Source organism: Gimesia algae (assembly GCF_007746795.1).
Lineage (GTDB): Bacteria > Planctomycetota > Planctomycetia > Planctomycetales > Planctomycetaceae > Gimesia > Gimesia algae.
This window is the reverse complement of the sequence record NZ_CP036343.1, coordinates 4,966,801-4,981,276: the sequence shown is the minus strand read 5'-3', so window position 1 is coordinate 4,981,276 and position 14,476 is coordinate 4,966,801. Positions and strand designations below refer to the sequence as shown.

16 protein-coding genes and 1 pseudogene are annotated in these 14,476 nt (G+C 51.2%); 8 read left to right on the top strand and 9 right to left on the bottom strand.

Annotation, left to right across the window (positions count from 1 at the left end; genetic code table 11):
- Nucleotides 1-222: 222 nt before the first annotated feature.
- Nucleotides 223-483, top strand: coding sequence for a hypothetical protein (locus Pan161_RS18475; RefSeq protein WP_145229616.1), 261 nt, complete (start codon nucleotides 223-225; stop codon nucleotides 481-483).
- A 14-nt stretch (nucleotides 484-497) separates the two neighbouring features.
- Here the strand turns inward: Pan161_RS18475 and Pan161_RS31425 are convergent.
- The 3 genes and pseudogenes from Pan161_RS31425 to Pan161_RS18460 all read right to left on the bottom strand — a co-directional run bounded on the left by Pan161_RS31425 (nucleotide 498) and on the right by Pan161_RS18460 (nucleotide 3,107).
- Nucleotides 498-1,166: pseudogene (locus Pan161_RS31425) on the bottom strand (isochorismatase family protein).
- Nucleotides 1,167-1,421: 255 nt separating this feature from the next.
- The gene (locus Pan161_RS18465) at nucleotides 1,422-1,880 is read right to left on the bottom strand and encodes an NADAR family protein (RefSeq protein ID WP_145229614.1); all 459 of its coding nucleotides are present in this window, start codon (nucleotides 1,878-1,880) and stop codon (nucleotides 1,422-1,424) included.
- Nucleotides 1,881-1,901: 21 nt separating this feature from the next.
- Nucleotides 1,902-3,107: a flotillin family protein gene (locus tag Pan161_RS18460; protein ID WP_145229612.1), complete on the bottom strand. Its 1,206-nt coding sequence runs from the start codon at nucleotides 3,105-3,107 to the stop codon at nucleotides 1,902-1,904.
- Nucleotides 3,108-3,472: 365 nt separating this feature from the next.
- Between Pan161_RS18460 and Pan161_RS18455 the strand changes: the two genes are divergently transcribed.
- Nucleotides 3,473-5,014, top strand: a complete 1,542-nt coding sequence (locus Pan161_RS18455; protein ID WP_145229611.1) for a sulfatase family protein — start codon at nucleotides 3,473-3,475, stop codon at nucleotides 5,012-5,014.
- Between the two features lie 187 nt (nucleotides 5,015-5,201).
- Entirely contained in the window at nucleotides 5,202-5,570 is a 369-nt protein-coding gene (locus tag Pan161_RS18450; protein WP_197995395.1) for a potassium channel family protein, read from the top strand.
- Between the two features lie 54 nt (nucleotides 5,571-5,624).
- On the opposite strand, the gene Pan161_RS18445 is transcribed toward Pan161_RS18450, so the two are convergent.
- Nucleotides 5,625-6,059, bottom strand: a complete 435-nt coding sequence (locus Pan161_RS18445) for a hypothetical protein (protein WP_145229607.1) — start codon at nucleotides 6,057-6,059, stop codon at nucleotides 5,625-5,627.
- Nucleotides 6,060-6,352: 293 nt separating this feature from the next.
- Here Pan161_RS18445 and Pan161_RS18440 point away from each other — a divergent pair, with 293 nt between their 5' ends.
- The 3 genes from Pan161_RS18440 (at nucleotide 6,353) to map (ending at nucleotide 8,898) form a co-directional block, all read left to right on the top strand.
- Entirely contained in the window at nucleotides 6,353-7,564 is a 1,212-nt protein-coding gene (locus tag Pan161_RS18440) for an alpha/beta hydrolase fold domain-containing protein (protein WP_145229605.1), read from the top strand.
- A gap of 92 nt (nucleotides 7,565-7,656) precedes the next feature.
- Nucleotides 7,657-8,091, top strand: coding sequence for a VOC family protein (locus Pan161_RS18435; RefSeq protein WP_145229604.1), 435 nt, complete (start codon nucleotides 7,657-7,659; stop codon nucleotides 8,089-8,091).
- A gap of 60 nt (nucleotides 8,092-8,151) precedes the next feature.
- Nucleotides 8,152-8,898, top strand: a complete 747-nt coding sequence (map, locus tag Pan161_RS18430; protein WP_145229602.1) for a type I methionyl aminopeptidase — start codon at nucleotides 8,152-8,154, stop codon at nucleotides 8,896-8,898.
- A gap of 77 nt (nucleotides 8,899-8,975) precedes the next feature.
- On the opposite strand, the gene Pan161_RS18425 is transcribed toward map, so the two are convergent.
- The 3 genes from Pan161_RS18425 to Pan161_RS18415 all read right to left on the bottom strand — a co-directional run bounded on the left by Pan161_RS18425 (nucleotide 8,976) and on the right by Pan161_RS18415 (nucleotide 10,842).
- Nucleotides 8,976-9,302, bottom strand: coding sequence for a hypothetical protein (locus Pan161_RS18425; RefSeq protein WP_145229600.1), 327 nt, complete (start codon nucleotides 9,300-9,302; stop codon nucleotides 8,976-8,978).
- Between the two features lie 169 nt (nucleotides 9,303-9,471).
- A complete protein-coding gene (locus Pan161_RS18420; RefSeq protein WP_197995393.1) occupies nucleotides 9,472-10,437 on the bottom strand; it encodes an endonuclease/exonuclease/phosphatase family protein in 966 nt (321 codons plus the stop codon).
- A gap of 72 nt (nucleotides 10,438-10,509) precedes the next feature.
- Nucleotides 10,510-10,842 carry a hypothetical protein gene (locus Pan161_RS18415; protein WP_145229596.1) on the bottom strand — a complete coding sequence of 111 codons (333 nt, stop codon included), beginning with the start codon at nucleotides 10,840-10,842 and terminating at the stop codon, nucleotides 10,510-10,512.
- Between the two features lie 146 nt (nucleotides 10,843-10,988).
- Here Pan161_RS18415 and Pan161_RS18410 point away from each other — a divergent pair, with 146 nt between their 5' ends.
- Together Pan161_RS18410 and Pan161_RS18405 are read left to right on the top strand one after the other, a co-directional pair.
- Nucleotides 10,989-11,468, top strand: a complete 480-nt coding sequence (locus Pan161_RS18410; protein WP_145229594.1) for a TIGR03067 domain-containing protein — start codon at nucleotides 10,989-10,991, stop codon at nucleotides 11,466-11,468.
- A gap of 133 nt (nucleotides 11,469-11,601) precedes the next feature.
- Nucleotides 11,602-12,726, top strand: a complete 1,125-nt coding sequence (locus tag Pan161_RS18405) for a polysaccharide lyase 6 family protein (protein WP_197995392.1) — start codon at nucleotides 11,602-11,604, stop codon at nucleotides 12,724-12,726.
- A 14-nt stretch (nucleotides 12,727-12,740) separates the two neighbouring features.
- Here the strand turns inward: Pan161_RS18405 and Pan161_RS18400 are convergent, their stop codons facing one another.
- Complete coding sequence (locus tag Pan161_RS18400) at nucleotides 12,741-13,205, bottom strand: hypothetical protein (RefSeq protein ID WP_145229590.1); 465 nt, start codon at nucleotides 13,203-13,205, stop codon at nucleotides 12,741-12,743.
- Between the two features lie 31 nt (nucleotides 13,206-13,236).
- Nucleotides 13,237-14,379 carry an NPCBM/NEW2 domain-containing protein gene (locus Pan161_RS18395; RefSeq protein WP_145229588.1) on the bottom strand — a complete coding sequence of 381 codons (1,143 nt, stop codon included), beginning with the start codon at nucleotides 14,377-14,379 and terminating at the stop codon, nucleotides 13,237-13,239.
- Nucleotides 14,380-14,476 lie beyond the last annotated feature (97 nt).

Sequence of the window (14,476 nt, the reverse complement as noted above, 5' to 3'; positions counted from 1 at the left end):
CATTAAGAAAGTTGGTCTCGATAATTTTATGAACCTGCTCCACTATGATCTTCTCAATTGTGATACTATATTTACACAGGACACTGTCCCAGCATGACGTATAAATAGAAAGATTCCTGACGAATCACGATAAAAACGTCGATTCATTGATGGCGGACCCTTGTCAATGTGATCAACAAATCGCCTCATCTACTTCCACTTTGTCATGAAAGACGAAACCAAATGCATCACACTTCTCTCATCTTTTTGATGATTATCCTGTGTCTTGGATGCATTGACCCCGCCGTCAAACAGCAAAAAGCCGAACAGGCCCGGCGCGCAAAAACGGTCGAAGAGCTCAAAGAACTGGGCCAGCAAATGCATAAGACCAAAAACATTGATTCAGCAACAGATCCAATTGTGGTTGAACCCCAGCAGGATGAAGCGGACTCCAGTAAAAATATAAGTGGTCGGATCGAGAAAGAACGAGACCAGACCACTTAGCCCTTAGTTTTCGCCTATTGGAACTTGTCCATCTTCGTCTCCGGACCTTCGTTGACCACTGCCTGCGCTTTTGTGAAGCTTTCGATCAGGCATTTGTATTCCGGTGAAATATGATCTGAAAGAATTTCGGCAAACTGCGAGCCTTCCGCGCGGTTCCAGGTTCGCATCAGTTCGCCGACGATGGCGAAGGTATCTGTCGGGATTGCTCCCGCCTGGGCGACGCGTGCGATGGTGATATCGGTTGCCATTTTGCTCCAGTTGCCGGAAGCATCGACGACACAGTACGCCTTATAGCCCGCCTGCACTGCGCTGACGGCAGGAAACGCCATACAGACACTCGTTAATGTGCCCGCAATGATCAGTGTCTTTCATCCGGTCTGTTCGATCGCTTCCACAAACGGAGGATTGTCCCACGCATTGATCTGCCCCGTTCTCGGAACATATTGCGCATGGGGAGCGTACTTGTCGATTTCCGGAATCAGGGGCCCATTGGGGCCGTCTGGCACGGAGGCGGTTGTGATGACCGGGATCTTCAAAAGCGAAGCAGTCTTCGCCAGGGCAATCACATAATTCCGCAGATCGGGAATGGGTATATCCCTGACCGTATTGAACAGACCACTCTGATGATCAATCAGCAGCATGACGGTGTCTTCCGGGTCGAGCATTCCATTGGTGGCGGCCATAGTGTTGGTCCTTGTTGTGAAAGAGAGGAAAGGTCGAGTGCGGCTTCCGGAACGCAACACCGCCGCACGTACTTACCTTGACTTATATTACTGCAACGACACCAATGCAAGCAGGGACGAACAATACGAAACACAATGCTGCTGCCTGGGCCATGCGAGGGATATTCTGACTGGTGAAAATTAAGGCGTTGATCTCAAAAGGTCTAGACCTGCCCCCCAATGTTCTTCCCTGGTGTTGTATTTTTCAGCTGGTTTCTATTCTTTCGGATCAGCCGTTTGGCGGCTTAGCAAACGTTCTCGTGTTTCCATGAGAATGATTCCCAGCATGTTTTTTCCGGTGCCTTCTGAGCCGCAGCCCCAGTAGTAGTCGCGCGTTGTCTGTTCCACGATCTCATTGTCTCCTGTGTTCAACAACATTTCTTCAAGTTCCGCGTGTTGCTCAAATTTTGCATATACTGCTTCTCGCATAATCTGGTCTTTTACTTCTTCCCAGTCTGTTCGCAGTGGTCGCTTTCGCGAACGTCCTTTCCGGGCCACGACCATCGGGCTGGGAGTTTCGCGTAATTCTTCTTCGTGCTCTGTTCCTGCGAATTTCTGTGCCTGGAAATAGTGCTCCACGGTTCGCCAGGTCTTCCCCTTCAATTCGAAAGGATACGCTTTGAAGTTCGAAAACTCGCCGTAAGCATCTTTCGTCGAATAAAAATAGATTGTCATGAAAGTTCCTTTTCAGATTTATTAATTCTCTTCGTGCAAATGCAGGTTCGCGTCATGATCGCCGCTGATGCGAATCAGACGGTCCGGGTTCTGGTACTGGGCGACCAGGTACCGGGTCAGGTCGATCTGCATTTCGCGCATCGCTGCCAGATAACGACCCTGTTCTTCATTTTTCGCTCGCTGATGTTCCAACTCGATCTGATTGACGCGGCGACTGGTCTCTTCGTCGGCAAGTTGTAATTCTGCCTGCTGATGAATCTGCTCGTCGTGCTGCAATCGCTGCAGGTGAATGTCGTGTTCGGTTTGTTTCGACTCCATCTCCTGGCGTTTTTCGGCCCGGATGGCTTCCCGCGCCAGTTGCACGTCGGCCAGTTCCTGGGCCTGAATTTCGGTCTCCGCATCCAGCTTCAGTCGTGTCCGGGCTTCGATCGCACTGTCGTGCATCGTCTGCAGTGTCTCGCCCGCCGTGTAACCGCGGTACACAACCTTATTGACCTGGTAGCCAATCCGGGCTGCCCGTGCCAGCAGATTCTGGTACGACTCCAGTTCGTTCAACTGCTCGGTGTCCTGCTTGAACGCTTCGAAGGAACGCGTTCCGGTAAAATCGACGACGTCGGCCGTGACCGCATTGATAAAGTCGGCAATGGGATCGTGCGTCTGATCCAGCATCTTTTCAATGTCAGACAATTCAAAAAAGATCATCAGTTTGACGGTCAGTAACGCATCATCGGCAGTTCGCACTTCGTCTACCAGATAGTACGTCTGGTCTGGAATGACCCGCAGTTTATTAAAGTTTAACGCCCGGGGAACCTTGTGGGCTGGATCTTTCGGGTCTGCACCATGCCACCGAAAGTCATGCAGCCATTCATTTTCCTCGGGAACGAATAGCATGGGGCCACGTTCCACGCGTCTGTGGACTTCATTTCCGATACGGCGATAGACCACGATCGCTTCGTGCGAATCCAGTTCCAGCGCAGTTATGACGTCAATCGATAAATGCTGAACCGGGTCATACCAGATCGAGATCGGTCCCCGCTGATGTTCGCAGTGCCCGTCGACAAATTCAATAGAAAGATACTGGTCTGCACCGGCACAATACTGCCGCAACGGTTCAATCGACTTGCGAAACAGGATCAACCGCCGAGGACCATCGACATACTCCACCCGCCCTTTATAATCCCAGATCGCAACCCGCTCCCCCTGTCGAACTGTTTTAATACTGATCATGGAACTTCTCCCCGTTACGAACTGTGCTTCATCGTCAAATATTGAATGTAAATCCATTTTGGATCAGTCTTTGTGTTTCTCCCGATCCTGACTTGTTTTAGAACTGGTTCGCTGTCGCCGAATTAAATTCTTTATTGATAGTGTTTGTAATACACATATGGTAGTGTGGATGACACACTAAGGCAACTGCTTTTATTTGAAAATATGATATTTGGTATCAGTGCAGTGTATTATGAACCAATCAAGGTATGGCGGTGCAGGTGTCTTGAATATTCCCTTCCGCCTTCTTTTTGTGTAGTTTATTAGTAGAACTTATCATCGCACTCTGCGTCTGTTATTAAAGACGCACTGTTGAGGAATACACCATGCGAAGGCTTATTATCACTCTGGTCTGCTGTTTCATGCTGATGTCGTTTATTGAATCAACAGAATTATCAGCGGCGGATCAGTCACCTCGACCCAACGTCGTCATCATTCTCGCGGATGACATGGGACTGGGGGATGTGACGGCGCTCAACAGACAGAGCCGCATACCGACTCCGCATCTGGACCAACTCGCGCGGCAGGGTCTGGTGTTTACCGACGCGCATGCCGCGGGATCGTATTGTGTGCCTTCCCGCTATGGCCTGCTTACCGGTCGCTACATGTGGCGCACGCGACTGGGATCGGGGGGCAATCTCGCTAACTTCGCCGGCACGTTGATTGAACCGGGACGCAGGACAATTGCGAATCTGATGCAGGACGCCGGTTATCAGACCGGGCTGGTGGGGAAATGGCATCAGGGGATTGACTGGAAGCTGCACGACGAAAGCGAGCGGGAACAGATTCGCGTCGATCCCAATTACCAGAACTTCAAAAACATCGACTTCGCTGCTCCCGCATTAAAGGGGCCGAAAGACTATGGATTCGCCTACTCCTTCGGCACTGCCGGTTCTGCGGAGATGAACCCGGCGGCGTTCATCGAGAACAATCGCGTGACCGTGATTCCCACGCTGACGACGGAGCAGGCGAAGAAAATACACGGCGAATGGTTTGGCCGGGATGATAACATCATCGCCGAGGGTTACACGATGGATCGCCTGGTGCCGACGCTTTCGAACAAGGCGTGTGAGTTCGTCGAGACTTCGGTCCGCGCGAAACCCGATCAGCCTTTCTTCCTGTATTATGCCATGACGACGCCTCACAATCCGATTGTTCCCAACGAGGAATTCGTCGGGAAGAGCAAGGCAGGTACGTACGGAGATTTCGTCGTCGAACTAGATCACCATGTCGGCAGACTGCTCAGTAAACTCGACGAACTGGGCATCGCAGACAACACGCTGTTATTCTTCACCAGCGATAACGGACCCGTTGATCGGACGCGCGGCTATCCGCAGCGCTGGGTGCGGGGGGATACACAGATTTATGGACATGACAGTACCGGCGACTGCAGCGGCTGGAAGGGGGGCCTCGAAGAAGGGGGACACCGTGTGCCGTTTATTGTGCGCTGGCCTGATAAAATCAAGCCGGGCGAACAGTGTGCGACGACGATTGTGTTTAACGATGTCCTGCCCACGCTGGCGGAGATGTTGAACGTCAATTTAGACAGCAACACTGCTGAAGACGGCGTCAGTTTTTATTCGGCATTAACTGGTGAATCGCGGCCTGTTTCGTTTCACAAAGCGATTATCCACAATCATCACAATGGTACGTTCGCCGTCCGCCAGGGACCGTATAAGCTGATGGTCAAGGGACCGAAAACCATCAACGAGGTTCTGGATAATAGTGTCCCGGTGAAATATCAACTGTATGACCTGGATCAGGATATCGCCGAGTCGACCGACATTTCAGGTAAACACCCCGAGAAAGTTATGCAGATGCACGCGCTGTTGAAACAATACGTGAAGGCAGGTCGCAGCACTGATTGATGCTGAGAACTCAACGAACTTATTCTGAACTTGAGTTGTTTGAATGAGCTTGCCGGAGAGGGGGCAGGAATCTGTCTTACTTCTACAACACGTCATTCAGTTCAAGTTCACATCAGCCACAGCCAGACTTTCGCCTGTCTGTGATTCACTTATTCTCTCAATCATTTAGCAAAATGAAATGCAACCCATGTTACGACACGTGATAGAAAAGCGTCTGCCTCTGTTTCTTGAATTTCTCTCTGCTTTCAAGCGTTATGCGTCTTACATCCAGGAAATTATCTACGGGTTGCTCCTGATTCTTTTCCTGGGAGCGATTCTGATCTGGAGATATGAGAATATCGATTTTGGGGATGCGATTTACTTTACCTGCATCACCGGTTTGACCATCGGCTATGGTGATATCACTCCTGAGACGGCCATCGGAAAAATCGTGAGTGTCGGAATTGGCCTGGTTGGTATGCTGGCGGTGGGCCTTTCTGTAGCGATTGCCACACGTGCGCTAAATGATACCGCGGTGCGGCATTTCGAAATTGAAAGTGAGCAGCAGTCTTCTTAGGAGTCAGGCGGTGAGGTTCAAGGTATTAAGATTGAGTAGTCTCTTAATTGTCCGTTAATGATTATGATTCCAGTTATATTTCAAGAGACGCAGTCCCGTCAGTTTATCAATCAGAGCGGAAGCAATACAGAGAACCACCACGGATAGGGCCGCTGGAACAATCCCGGTACAGAGACCAATCACTGCCCACAGGCTGATCTGGCCTGCAGTGACGCTGTCCGAATGCAACAGGAATGAGGACATGAGCACCAGCCAGTAAGACAGTAGCGGGATACCCAGCAGGAACAGAAATTCCCGCCTGCGACTGGAACCAGATCGTTCTGCCAGAAACATGCCGACGGAGGCGCCCACGCAAATTATGGCACCCTGCCAATATTGCGAGAGCGCTCCAGCCAGAAGTATGAGTGCCAGAACCATCAGCAATCTCAGAAAGTCGACTGGCAGCGAAGACTTTTGCTGGAAATCAGAATCGAGATTCTGTTCTGACATGCTTTAACCCTGGAGCGGAATAGACACAAGCTTGATCAACAGGACTTCTGATGATTGAGTCCTCAACACTGGTGTATAGTATATTCTATCTCACACTGAAATAATATTGCAAAAAAAACAGGATTGTTAGAAGACAACAAGCTCTTAAGTCCGGTGAAGAATGTATTATCCAGGTATGATTGCTGATTAAAATTAGCAGACATTGTCCGTCTGGTCACGGGAACAGACATCTTTGATTTGAAAAATGTGAATGAATCACGAAACCAGAAGAGTCGTTTGGGGTTAATAACAGCATGAAACATTACATCATCATTTCAATTTGTTTATTTTCATGTACAACCACATTCAGTCAAGAGCCGAAACAGGTAGCCGGTGATAGAGACTCACGTCGCGCAGCGCTGTTAAAACGGTTTCCTGAAAGCGATACCAATAAAGACGGAGTTCTGTCTGCCCGTGAATTGGCGGCGCATGTGAAAAAACAACAGAACAGTCCGGAAATGCAGGCGCGACTTAAACGCATGCTGCAGCGATTTCCCGAAGCCGACGAGAACAAAGATGGCAAATTAAGTGGGGAAGAACTGCGAAAATATCGGGCAGGCAACCAGAACAAAGGGACGCCGCGCTCACGACGTAATAATGCGCCCAGGGTCGTCGCGACCGTGCCTGATGTCGCTTATGGCGATCATCCATTGCAGCGGTTTGATCTGTGGCCGGTTCCCGATGCCAGGAAACCGACTCCGCTGGTCCTGTTTATTCATGGCGGTGGATTTCGCGGGGGAGATAAATCGCTGTTGAAACGGGGGCTGGTGGAAACCTGTCACAAAGCGGGCGTGGCTGTCGCAGCGATGAATTATCGCCTGACAGATACGGGCCCGTATCCCATGCAGATGCACGATGCTGCCCGCGGCTTGCAAACCATTCGAAATCGCGCGAAAGAATGGAATCTCGACCCGGAGCGCGTAGTCTGCTTTGGTGGTTCCGCGGGAGCCGGCATCAGTCTGTGGCTCGCCTTTCATGATGACCTGGCTGATCCGGATAGCGACGATCCGATCGCCCGTCAATCAACACGCGTCCTGGCAGCGGGGGCAATGAATGGCCAGCCCACCTATGATATTCATACCTTTCGGAAATGGTTTGGCGTTCCCGATCTGGCGATGGGACCTGCGATGCCGGCCTTCTATCATATTGAAGGTGAGGCGGACATTAATAAACCTGCTGTCAAAGCGTTGATGCAGGACGCGTCACCAATTAGTCATCTCGACAGTGATGATCGTGTGAGTGTTTTTATGACGTATAGCCGCCCTGCGTCCAAAGTCACACGCGATACGGAATCGGCGATCTGGGTCCACCATGTGCTGCTGGGACTCAAGTTGAAGGCAGCGATGGACGCGCTCGGTCTGGAATGCACGGTGACGTCGCCTGACATACCTGCCGAAAAGAGTCCGTATGATTCACTGGAAGACTTTTTGATTACCAAGGCAAAAGGGATCCAGGCAGGGGAGTGACGATTGTCTCTTTTTCTTGCTGCTGCCGCATGTGCCTGTTAAATTGATGTTACAGGTTTTCTTTCCACTTACTCCAGCAGCCGAGAATTCTTATGCCCGTTGATCCGTTTCATCTTGCCTTTCATGTGCGTGACATTGCTGAAGCCAGAGCCTTTTATGGCGGACTGCTGGGCTGTAGTGAAGGTCGCAGTGCCGAGACGTGGGTCGATTTCAATTTCTTCGGTCACCAGGTCGTCTGTCACCTGAATCCGACTTTGGGACCCGAGGGCAAAATCGCTTCTCACGCCAACCCCGTTGACGGTCATGGTGTGCCTGTTCCCCATTTCGGGGTGGTGCTGACGATGGATCGCTGGAATTCGCTGGCGGATCGACTGCGCGAACAGGATATAGAATTCGTGATCGAACCCTACATTCGCTTTGCCGGTCAGCCGGGGGAACAGGCGACGATGTTTTTTCTGGATCCCAGCGGCAATGCCCTGGAGTTCAAAGCCTTCAAAGATATCGAAACGCAGCTGTTTGCGACTTGATCTGTTTATGCTAAAGTCGTGCACTGGATTACTGGTTTAAAAACGAATGAGGAGTATTTCGTGACAATCGAAACTGCAAAAGACCTGAGGGAACTGAGGAAAATTGGTAGAATCGTCGCGGTCACCCTGCAGGAAATGATGGAACAGGCAGAGCCGGGAATGACCACAGGAGAGTTGGATCTGGTGGGGAAAGTCTTGCTGGAATCTCACGGGGCCAGGTCCGCTCCGAAACTGACATACAATTTTCCCGGTTATACCTGTATCAGTATCAATGAGGAAGCGGCACACGGGATTCCCGGCAATCGGGTGATTCAACCAGGCGATGTTGTCAACATTGATGTCTCAGCCGAGAAGAACGGCTATTTTGCAGACACGGGCGGCACCTTCGTAGTGCCTCCGGGTAATCCTCTCAAAGACAAATTAATCGCTTCTACTCAGATGGCTTTAACCGAGGCCTGTCACGCTGCAAGGGCAGGTCGTCCGCTGAATGGGATCGGGAAATCGATTCAGAGAGTCGCGAATCAAACCGGTTTTCGCATCATTCGCAATCTGTGTAGCCATGGTGTCGGGCGAGGTCTGCACGAAGAACCTGGTGAGATTCCCGGTTATTTTGTACCAGGAGATACCAGGGTTTTGCATGAAGGGCTCGTCATTACCATCGAGCCTTTCCTGTCAACGAAAAGCAGAATCGTCACGGAAGGCAATGATGGCTGGACCCTGGCAGGGGAGGCAGGAAACTTGTCAGCCCAGTTCGAGCATACCCTGGTCATTACGAAGGGCAAGCCAGTCCTGCTGACGGTGGTCTGAACCGCTGGCCATGGCATTCAACTCGGTCTCTATTACATGGGGCGTCGCTGATGCTCCCAAGCATAGGCTGAATGGCTTTACATATTGCGAATGACTGCGCTCGTGATTCCCGAAAAAGCCATTGAGAGTATAAACAGGACCAGCCCGTAGCGGATTTTTTGTTTTAACCAGCAGACTCCCGCGATGGATAGGCCGATGCCTGTAAGCAGTGAGGCACTGCCTCGTAATATGTTTTTCCAGGTGAGGGCGACGCTGTCGAGCGCCGCGTATTCACCGTTGCTGAATTCGATGGGCCCATGCTTAATATTGTAGTACGCCAGCGAACCGAGCATCAACAGGCCGCCCGCGATTAAAAACAGGCCGAACAGTGAAGTCACAATTCCTGAAATCAGATGCCAACGCATGATTGAAATGAACCTTACTTTTTAATTTGAAACGAAATCACTGGTTGATCTCTTCGTGTCGATGGAGTTTTCACGAACTATAGATGATCGAACTGATCAGTAATTGTAATGACCACGGAAGCACGATGCTGGTTCATGGCTCATGAAAAATGCGTTAATTGTATGATTGCTATTTGTCGATGCCTGTCGCTTCAGAGCCTTTTGGTGTCGTCGCGATCTCTGCCAGAACGCCGAAATGGTCGCTGGGCCAGTCTTTTCCGACAGGTTGATTGAGTACGACGCGCGTTGAGACAACACGTGCATATCCGCGATAATGGTGAGGGGAACCGAGAAAGATATAATCGATGCGGCGATGATGGTCGGAGCGACGCCAGAACTGTTCGGTGGTCTTTTTCGCATAGTGATTCTGCGTGGACCAGGTATTCCCTTCGTCCCTGTTTCCGGCTGCTTTCCACGCATCATAGTAATGCGTGCTGTGTCCATCCAGACTCTGAAGTCCGGTGAGATAACGAATACTGGCAGAGTCCGGTGTGGCGTCAAAGTCGCCGGCAATGATCGGCGGGAAGCCGTTGGGATCGCTGATTTCACGAACGAAACGGTCCAGCGCTACGGCATCGCGTTCGCGCTGGAGTTCGCGGTCGAACTGCCAGCGCGCTGTCCCGAATGTGGAAACAAACAACAGGCGCCCGATGGGCTGTGGTGCTGCGATCTCAACTGCCAGCGCTTTCCCGCTGCCAGGCAGACTATGAAATGCTTTGCGTTTCAAAGGCCAGCGGGACGCGACCGCCACATCCAGCAGGCGGCGTTCTTTGGAATCGGCTCCATCGGATTCATGTTCAATAAAGTAGTTCATGCCCCGCAGCAACTGTTTGACCTGGTGTTCTTCTTTTGGTTTCCAGCCCGCTTCCTGAAAGCCGATCACATCAGGCTGCAGTGCGGTGATCTGCTCGCGCAGTAGTTTCATGCGAAGTTCGTACGGCTCTGCATAGTTCCAGATGTTCGCCGTCAGAACCCGCAGCGGACGGTCAAGTGTGTCGGGGGAAGTTGGTTCCTGGCCTGATGAGACCTGGCAGACCACTGAAATAACGATCAACACGCTACAGCGGGTCAGCTGGTGGGAAGAAAGTCTCTGCATGTTAAGTGCTTTCATTAATTTCGGGAAAGTTCAGATGTTTGAGGCAACTGATACCTTTAGATTATGAATCCGTTATTGTTTTTCTTCGAGCCAGATACAAAACTTGTTCCAGATGTCTTCATCAAATACACCGCCAGCAGGTAACCCGGCGGTTTGTGCGATCCTCTTCCATTGATCTGAATCGAAAGAATCTGGAACTCTGTTGGCATTGATCAGATCAATTAACAGTCCTTCGAACGCCATTTCCGGCTCATTATGGTTAAGGTAATGATCGACTCCCGCGAGTTCATCCTGGTCGAATATCCCCCGGCAAGATTCAACCAGTTCCGCGACTTCTTCGCTTAATGCTGCGATGGCCTCGCTCGACAGCGGTTCGCGATAATCATCTGGACTCTTCTCAGTCATGTTGTGTTCCCTGGCATGATTCTGAAGGCTCCCCCTTTTGGGTTTCTGTGATGAAAAACATTGTAGATCACCTGCAGGTCTTCTAGGATAGAGAGTTGTACAAAGTGTGTTGACTGCTAATTTAGACTTCTACCCAGGGGAATATCATGAAACGCGCTCATTTCGGATATCTGTTTCGCGGAGCACTCGCTCTGCTCATGTCCATGACTACGCTTGCTTCTGCCGACGATGCCAAAGAGGCCGCGATCAAAAAAGACCACAAGCTGATTGAAGGAACCTGGAGGATCAAGACCCTGGAAGTCAATGGTAACAAAGCAGATGCTGCAGACGCCACTAAGTTTACGGTGGTCAACGGATCTGATGGAACCTGGAGCCTGCACTCGGAAGGGAACGAGGTCGCCAAGGGAACCAGCACTATTGATCCGACACAGAAACCCAAAACGATTGATTTCACACCAACTTCGGGGCAGGACCAGGGACAAACGATGCGGGGTATCTACGAACTCAAAAAGAATACCCGTAAGTTGTGTTTCGCACCTGCTGGTCGGAATCGTCCGACTGAATTTTCTTCAACCGCTGAGAACCAACATATTCTGGTGAAGTTTGAGAGAGAGAAGGGGAAGTAAGAAATCTCGCCCCGATAAGCGCATTCATTAACCAGAAATTGAACCAGTGAAAAAAAAAGATCGAGTACCAGTGTCGACTCGTTCGGCAGAGATGGAACCAGCGTTCTTTCTTCACTCAATCCGGAGCGTGTTGGTGTCTCTCGTTTTAGTTATGACAGCCTGGGCTGGCATCGCGAATGCGGAAGAGCTTCGTGTGGAAACGCCGTCCGGGTTAAAGGCCGCTGCGGAGTCGGCCCAGCCGGGGGATGTCATCACCATCGTCGGCGCTGACTGGCATCACGTCGCATTGAAACTGACCCTCAAGGGAACGCCTGAGAAACCGGTCACCGTGCGTTCCCAGGTCGCGTGGACGGGTGAGTCTTCGCTCAGACTGTACGGCGCGCATGGTGTGCTTGATGGATTCACTTTTAAGAACGGGAGCCTGAAGTCGGGGCACGTCATCCGCGTGTCCGGTTCGCATCACCGGGTGACCGGCTGCACGATTGCGGACTATAATCCGGCAGACATCGATGTCCGCTATCCCTGGCTCAGCCTGTACGGACACCATCACCGCGTCGATCACTGCCGCTTAGCCGGCAAGAACCATTCGGGAAACATGCTGGTCGTCTGGCTGGTGGGAGAAGGGGAGGTCGGCTCGCATCGCATCACTGGCAATCACTTCGTCGATATGGCACGGGGAGACGGCAACGGTTTTGAAACGCTGCGGATTGGCACCAGTGAAACGTCCATGAAATCAGCCCGATGTGTGGTTACTGAGAACCTGTTCGAAAACTGTGACGGCGAAGTGGAACTCATCTCCAACAAGTCGTGCGACAATATTTACGAACGCAATACCATCTTCGGCTGCGCCGGCGCTCTGACACTGCGGCACGGAAATAACTGCATCGTTCGCGAAAACCTGATCCTGGGTGACGGCGACCGGCATTCCGGCGGCATTCGCGTTGTCGGTGCAGGGCATCAGATCATCGGCAATCATATCGAAGGAGTTGGCGACCGGATCGACGGTGCGATTGCCTTGAGCGCGGGTGTGCCAGACCCGGAACTGCATCAACACGCGCAGGTCCAAAACGTACTCATCGACGGCAACACACTGATCGACAACGCAGGCGAAGAAATCGTCACAGGCCACGGCCTGGGCAGCCGCTCGCGGACGCTGCTGCCGGAGAATATCACGATCAAAAACACCCGCCGCAGCGGTAAGAGGCTGCTCAAACAATTGAAACCGGAAGACGTCGGCCCCGATGCGAAGCAGAAGTAAGTTCTCACCGAGTTTTACTTCGATACGATCCTGCAGAAGTATTCTCGGACATGCAGACCGACGAGGGAAGAATGGCCCAAATAGAGCCAGTAGATATCCGCAGTCTCAAAGGTGAGCAGGGTAATCGCGTCCTGGTCGACGGGGGGTGCGACGGCTTTCGTCAGCAGAGCAATCTGCGACGTTGTGCGGCCGAGCACATGCAGGGGCTCTTGCCGTGTCCAGCCTGCGAGAATGTGTTCTTTGCCCGCTTTGATATATCGAATTTCGGGCATCGTATAGAAGGCACGATGCCCGTCGTATTGCACCGTCATCTTGCCCAGCAATCGTTCCAGCCCGAGGATTGCTTCTGCAGGCAGATTGCACTCCGCCTCCAGATGCTGCTTCGTTAACGGCCAGTCTGATTTCCAGGTTCCCTCCAGACTGGCAGTCCAGTCTGGAGGCGGTTCGTTTTCGGAGAGAGTATCGGGGGCTGCTCCCACTCATCATTTCCTTTTCAAACTGAATTCGGTTCTATTTCAGAACGTGTGGATCAAGCCAGACGGCGTGTGCACCCCGATTAATCGATTTCGTTTCAGTTCGAATTTCCAGTCTGTTAATGTTCCTGACCGAAATTTTGCAGAACTGCACGTCCTTTTGATCTTTCAGAGGGAATTTCCAGAGAACCCGGTTATCTCCCAGCACCGTAAATGTAACTGTACCGCCAAATTGATAATTATCGTCCGTGAGGGCTACACCGGTCACAAAAGTTTTGAATTGACCGTCCAATTGGTAAGACACGCTTGCGGAACCTCTACTTGCTGGAACCATGCCCAGACCATTGGGAAATTCAAGCTGATTGACGGTAAACAGTCCCTTGCCATTTCCCGCGTCACCATTTTTTCCGAAAGGCCATCCACCATGAACCACATCTTCTTCCTGCATGTGATTCAGATACCGCAGGGGCATTTCGTTTAACCTGGTATTCAGTGCTGCTCGATCAGGGCCAAGAGTGCGCGACCATGCCTGACTATACAGGTCATACGCGTGCATTTCCAGTTCCTGTTTTGTTGAGCCTTTCTCTTGATCAGCTAACTGATACCAGCCATTGGCGACTGTCAGCAGCGCATCTGCATCATTTGAGTTTGCGATTTCCTGCTTTGCCAGGGTTTGATATTCCGCATCATCCCCTTTGGCAAGCCAGAATAGTCCCTCTTTCCAGTTGTTCAACTTTAAGGCGGCAAACTTTCCATATAAGAATGCCGAGCTCGCGTCGTTGGGATTTTCCTGCAGTGTTTGATGCGCTTTTTCCACATCACGATATTCGAGCGACAGCATTACACTGCGTTGTCTTACACTGTTCGCCAGCGTAAAGGCGTGGTTGCTGCCGGCAGTTTTCCCGACTTTAATGGCGAAAGTAGCGATCTTCACAGCGGACGTATAATCGCCTGATTGGATCGCAGACTGGCTGGCGTTGATCGCGTCAAACGCGATTTCTTTCAAGGTGTTTTTGGAAGGAGCGGATTTCGCTTCCTGTAACAATTGTTTGTATTTCTCATTGAAATCGATGTTTCCGGCAGGGGGTAACGCCTGCAGAAGCTGATTCCCGCCTGAAAGGAGCAGGGCAGATAAGATCATAAATGTGTGAATATAAAACTGACGTCTCTGCGGTAACATGACTCAATCCGATCGCGTGTTTTTTTCGAACGCCTGTGTGAAATAGACAGAAATACAGTCCCTATCCTAAGTGAATCACTGAGACATTCCAAGCATT

Coding starts and splice junctions, on each gene's coding strand:
- Pan161_RS18475 (WP_145229616.1), top strand. CDS start 223: ATGCATCACACTTCTCTCATCTTTTTGATGATTATCCTGTGTCTTGGA.
- Pan161_RS18465 (WP_145229614.1), bottom strand. CDS start 1,880: ATGACAATCTATTTTTATTCGACGAAAGATGCTTACGGCGAGTTTTCG.
- Pan161_RS18460 (WP_145229612.1), bottom strand. CDS start 3,107: ATGATCAGTATTAAAACAGTTCGACAGGGGGAGCGGGTTGCGATCTGG.
- Pan161_RS18410 (WP_145229594.1), top strand. CDS start 10,989: ATGAAACGCGCTCATTTCGGATATCTGTTTCGCGGAGCACTCGCTCTG.
- Pan161_RS18415 (WP_145229596.1), bottom strand. CDS start 10,842: ATGACTGAGAAGAGTCCAGATGATTATCGCGAACCGCTGTCGAGCGAG.
- Pan161_RS18435 (WP_145229604.1), top strand. CDS start 7,657: ATGCCCGTTGATCCGTTTCATCTTGCCTTTCATGTGCGTGACATTGCT.
- Pan161_RS18455 (WP_145229611.1), top strand. CDS start 3,473: ATGCGAAGGCTTATTATCACTCTGGTCTGCTGTTTCATGCTGATGTCG.
- Pan161_RS18445 (WP_145229607.1), bottom strand. CDS start 6,059: ATGTCAGAACAGAATCTCGATTCTGATTTCCAGCAAAAGTCTTCGCTG.
- Pan161_RS18450 (WP_197995395.1), top strand. CDS start 5,202: ATGTTACGACACGTGATAGAAAAGCGTCTGCCTCTGTTTCTTGAATTT.
- Pan161_RS18440 (WP_145229605.1), top strand. CDS start 6,353: ATGAAACATTACATCATCATTTCAATTTGTTTATTTTCATGTACAACC.
- Pan161_RS18420 (WP_197995393.1), bottom strand. CDS start 10,437: ATGCAGAGACTTTCTTCCCACCAGCTGACCCGCTGTAGCGTGTTGATC.
- Pan161_RS18395 (WP_145229588.1), bottom strand. CDS start 14,379: ATGTTACCGCAGAGACGTCAGTTTTATATTCACACATTTATGATCTTA.
- Pan161_RS18425 (WP_145229600.1), bottom strand. CDS start 9,302: ATGCGTTGGCATCTGATTTCAGGAATTGTGACTTCACTGTTCGGCCTG.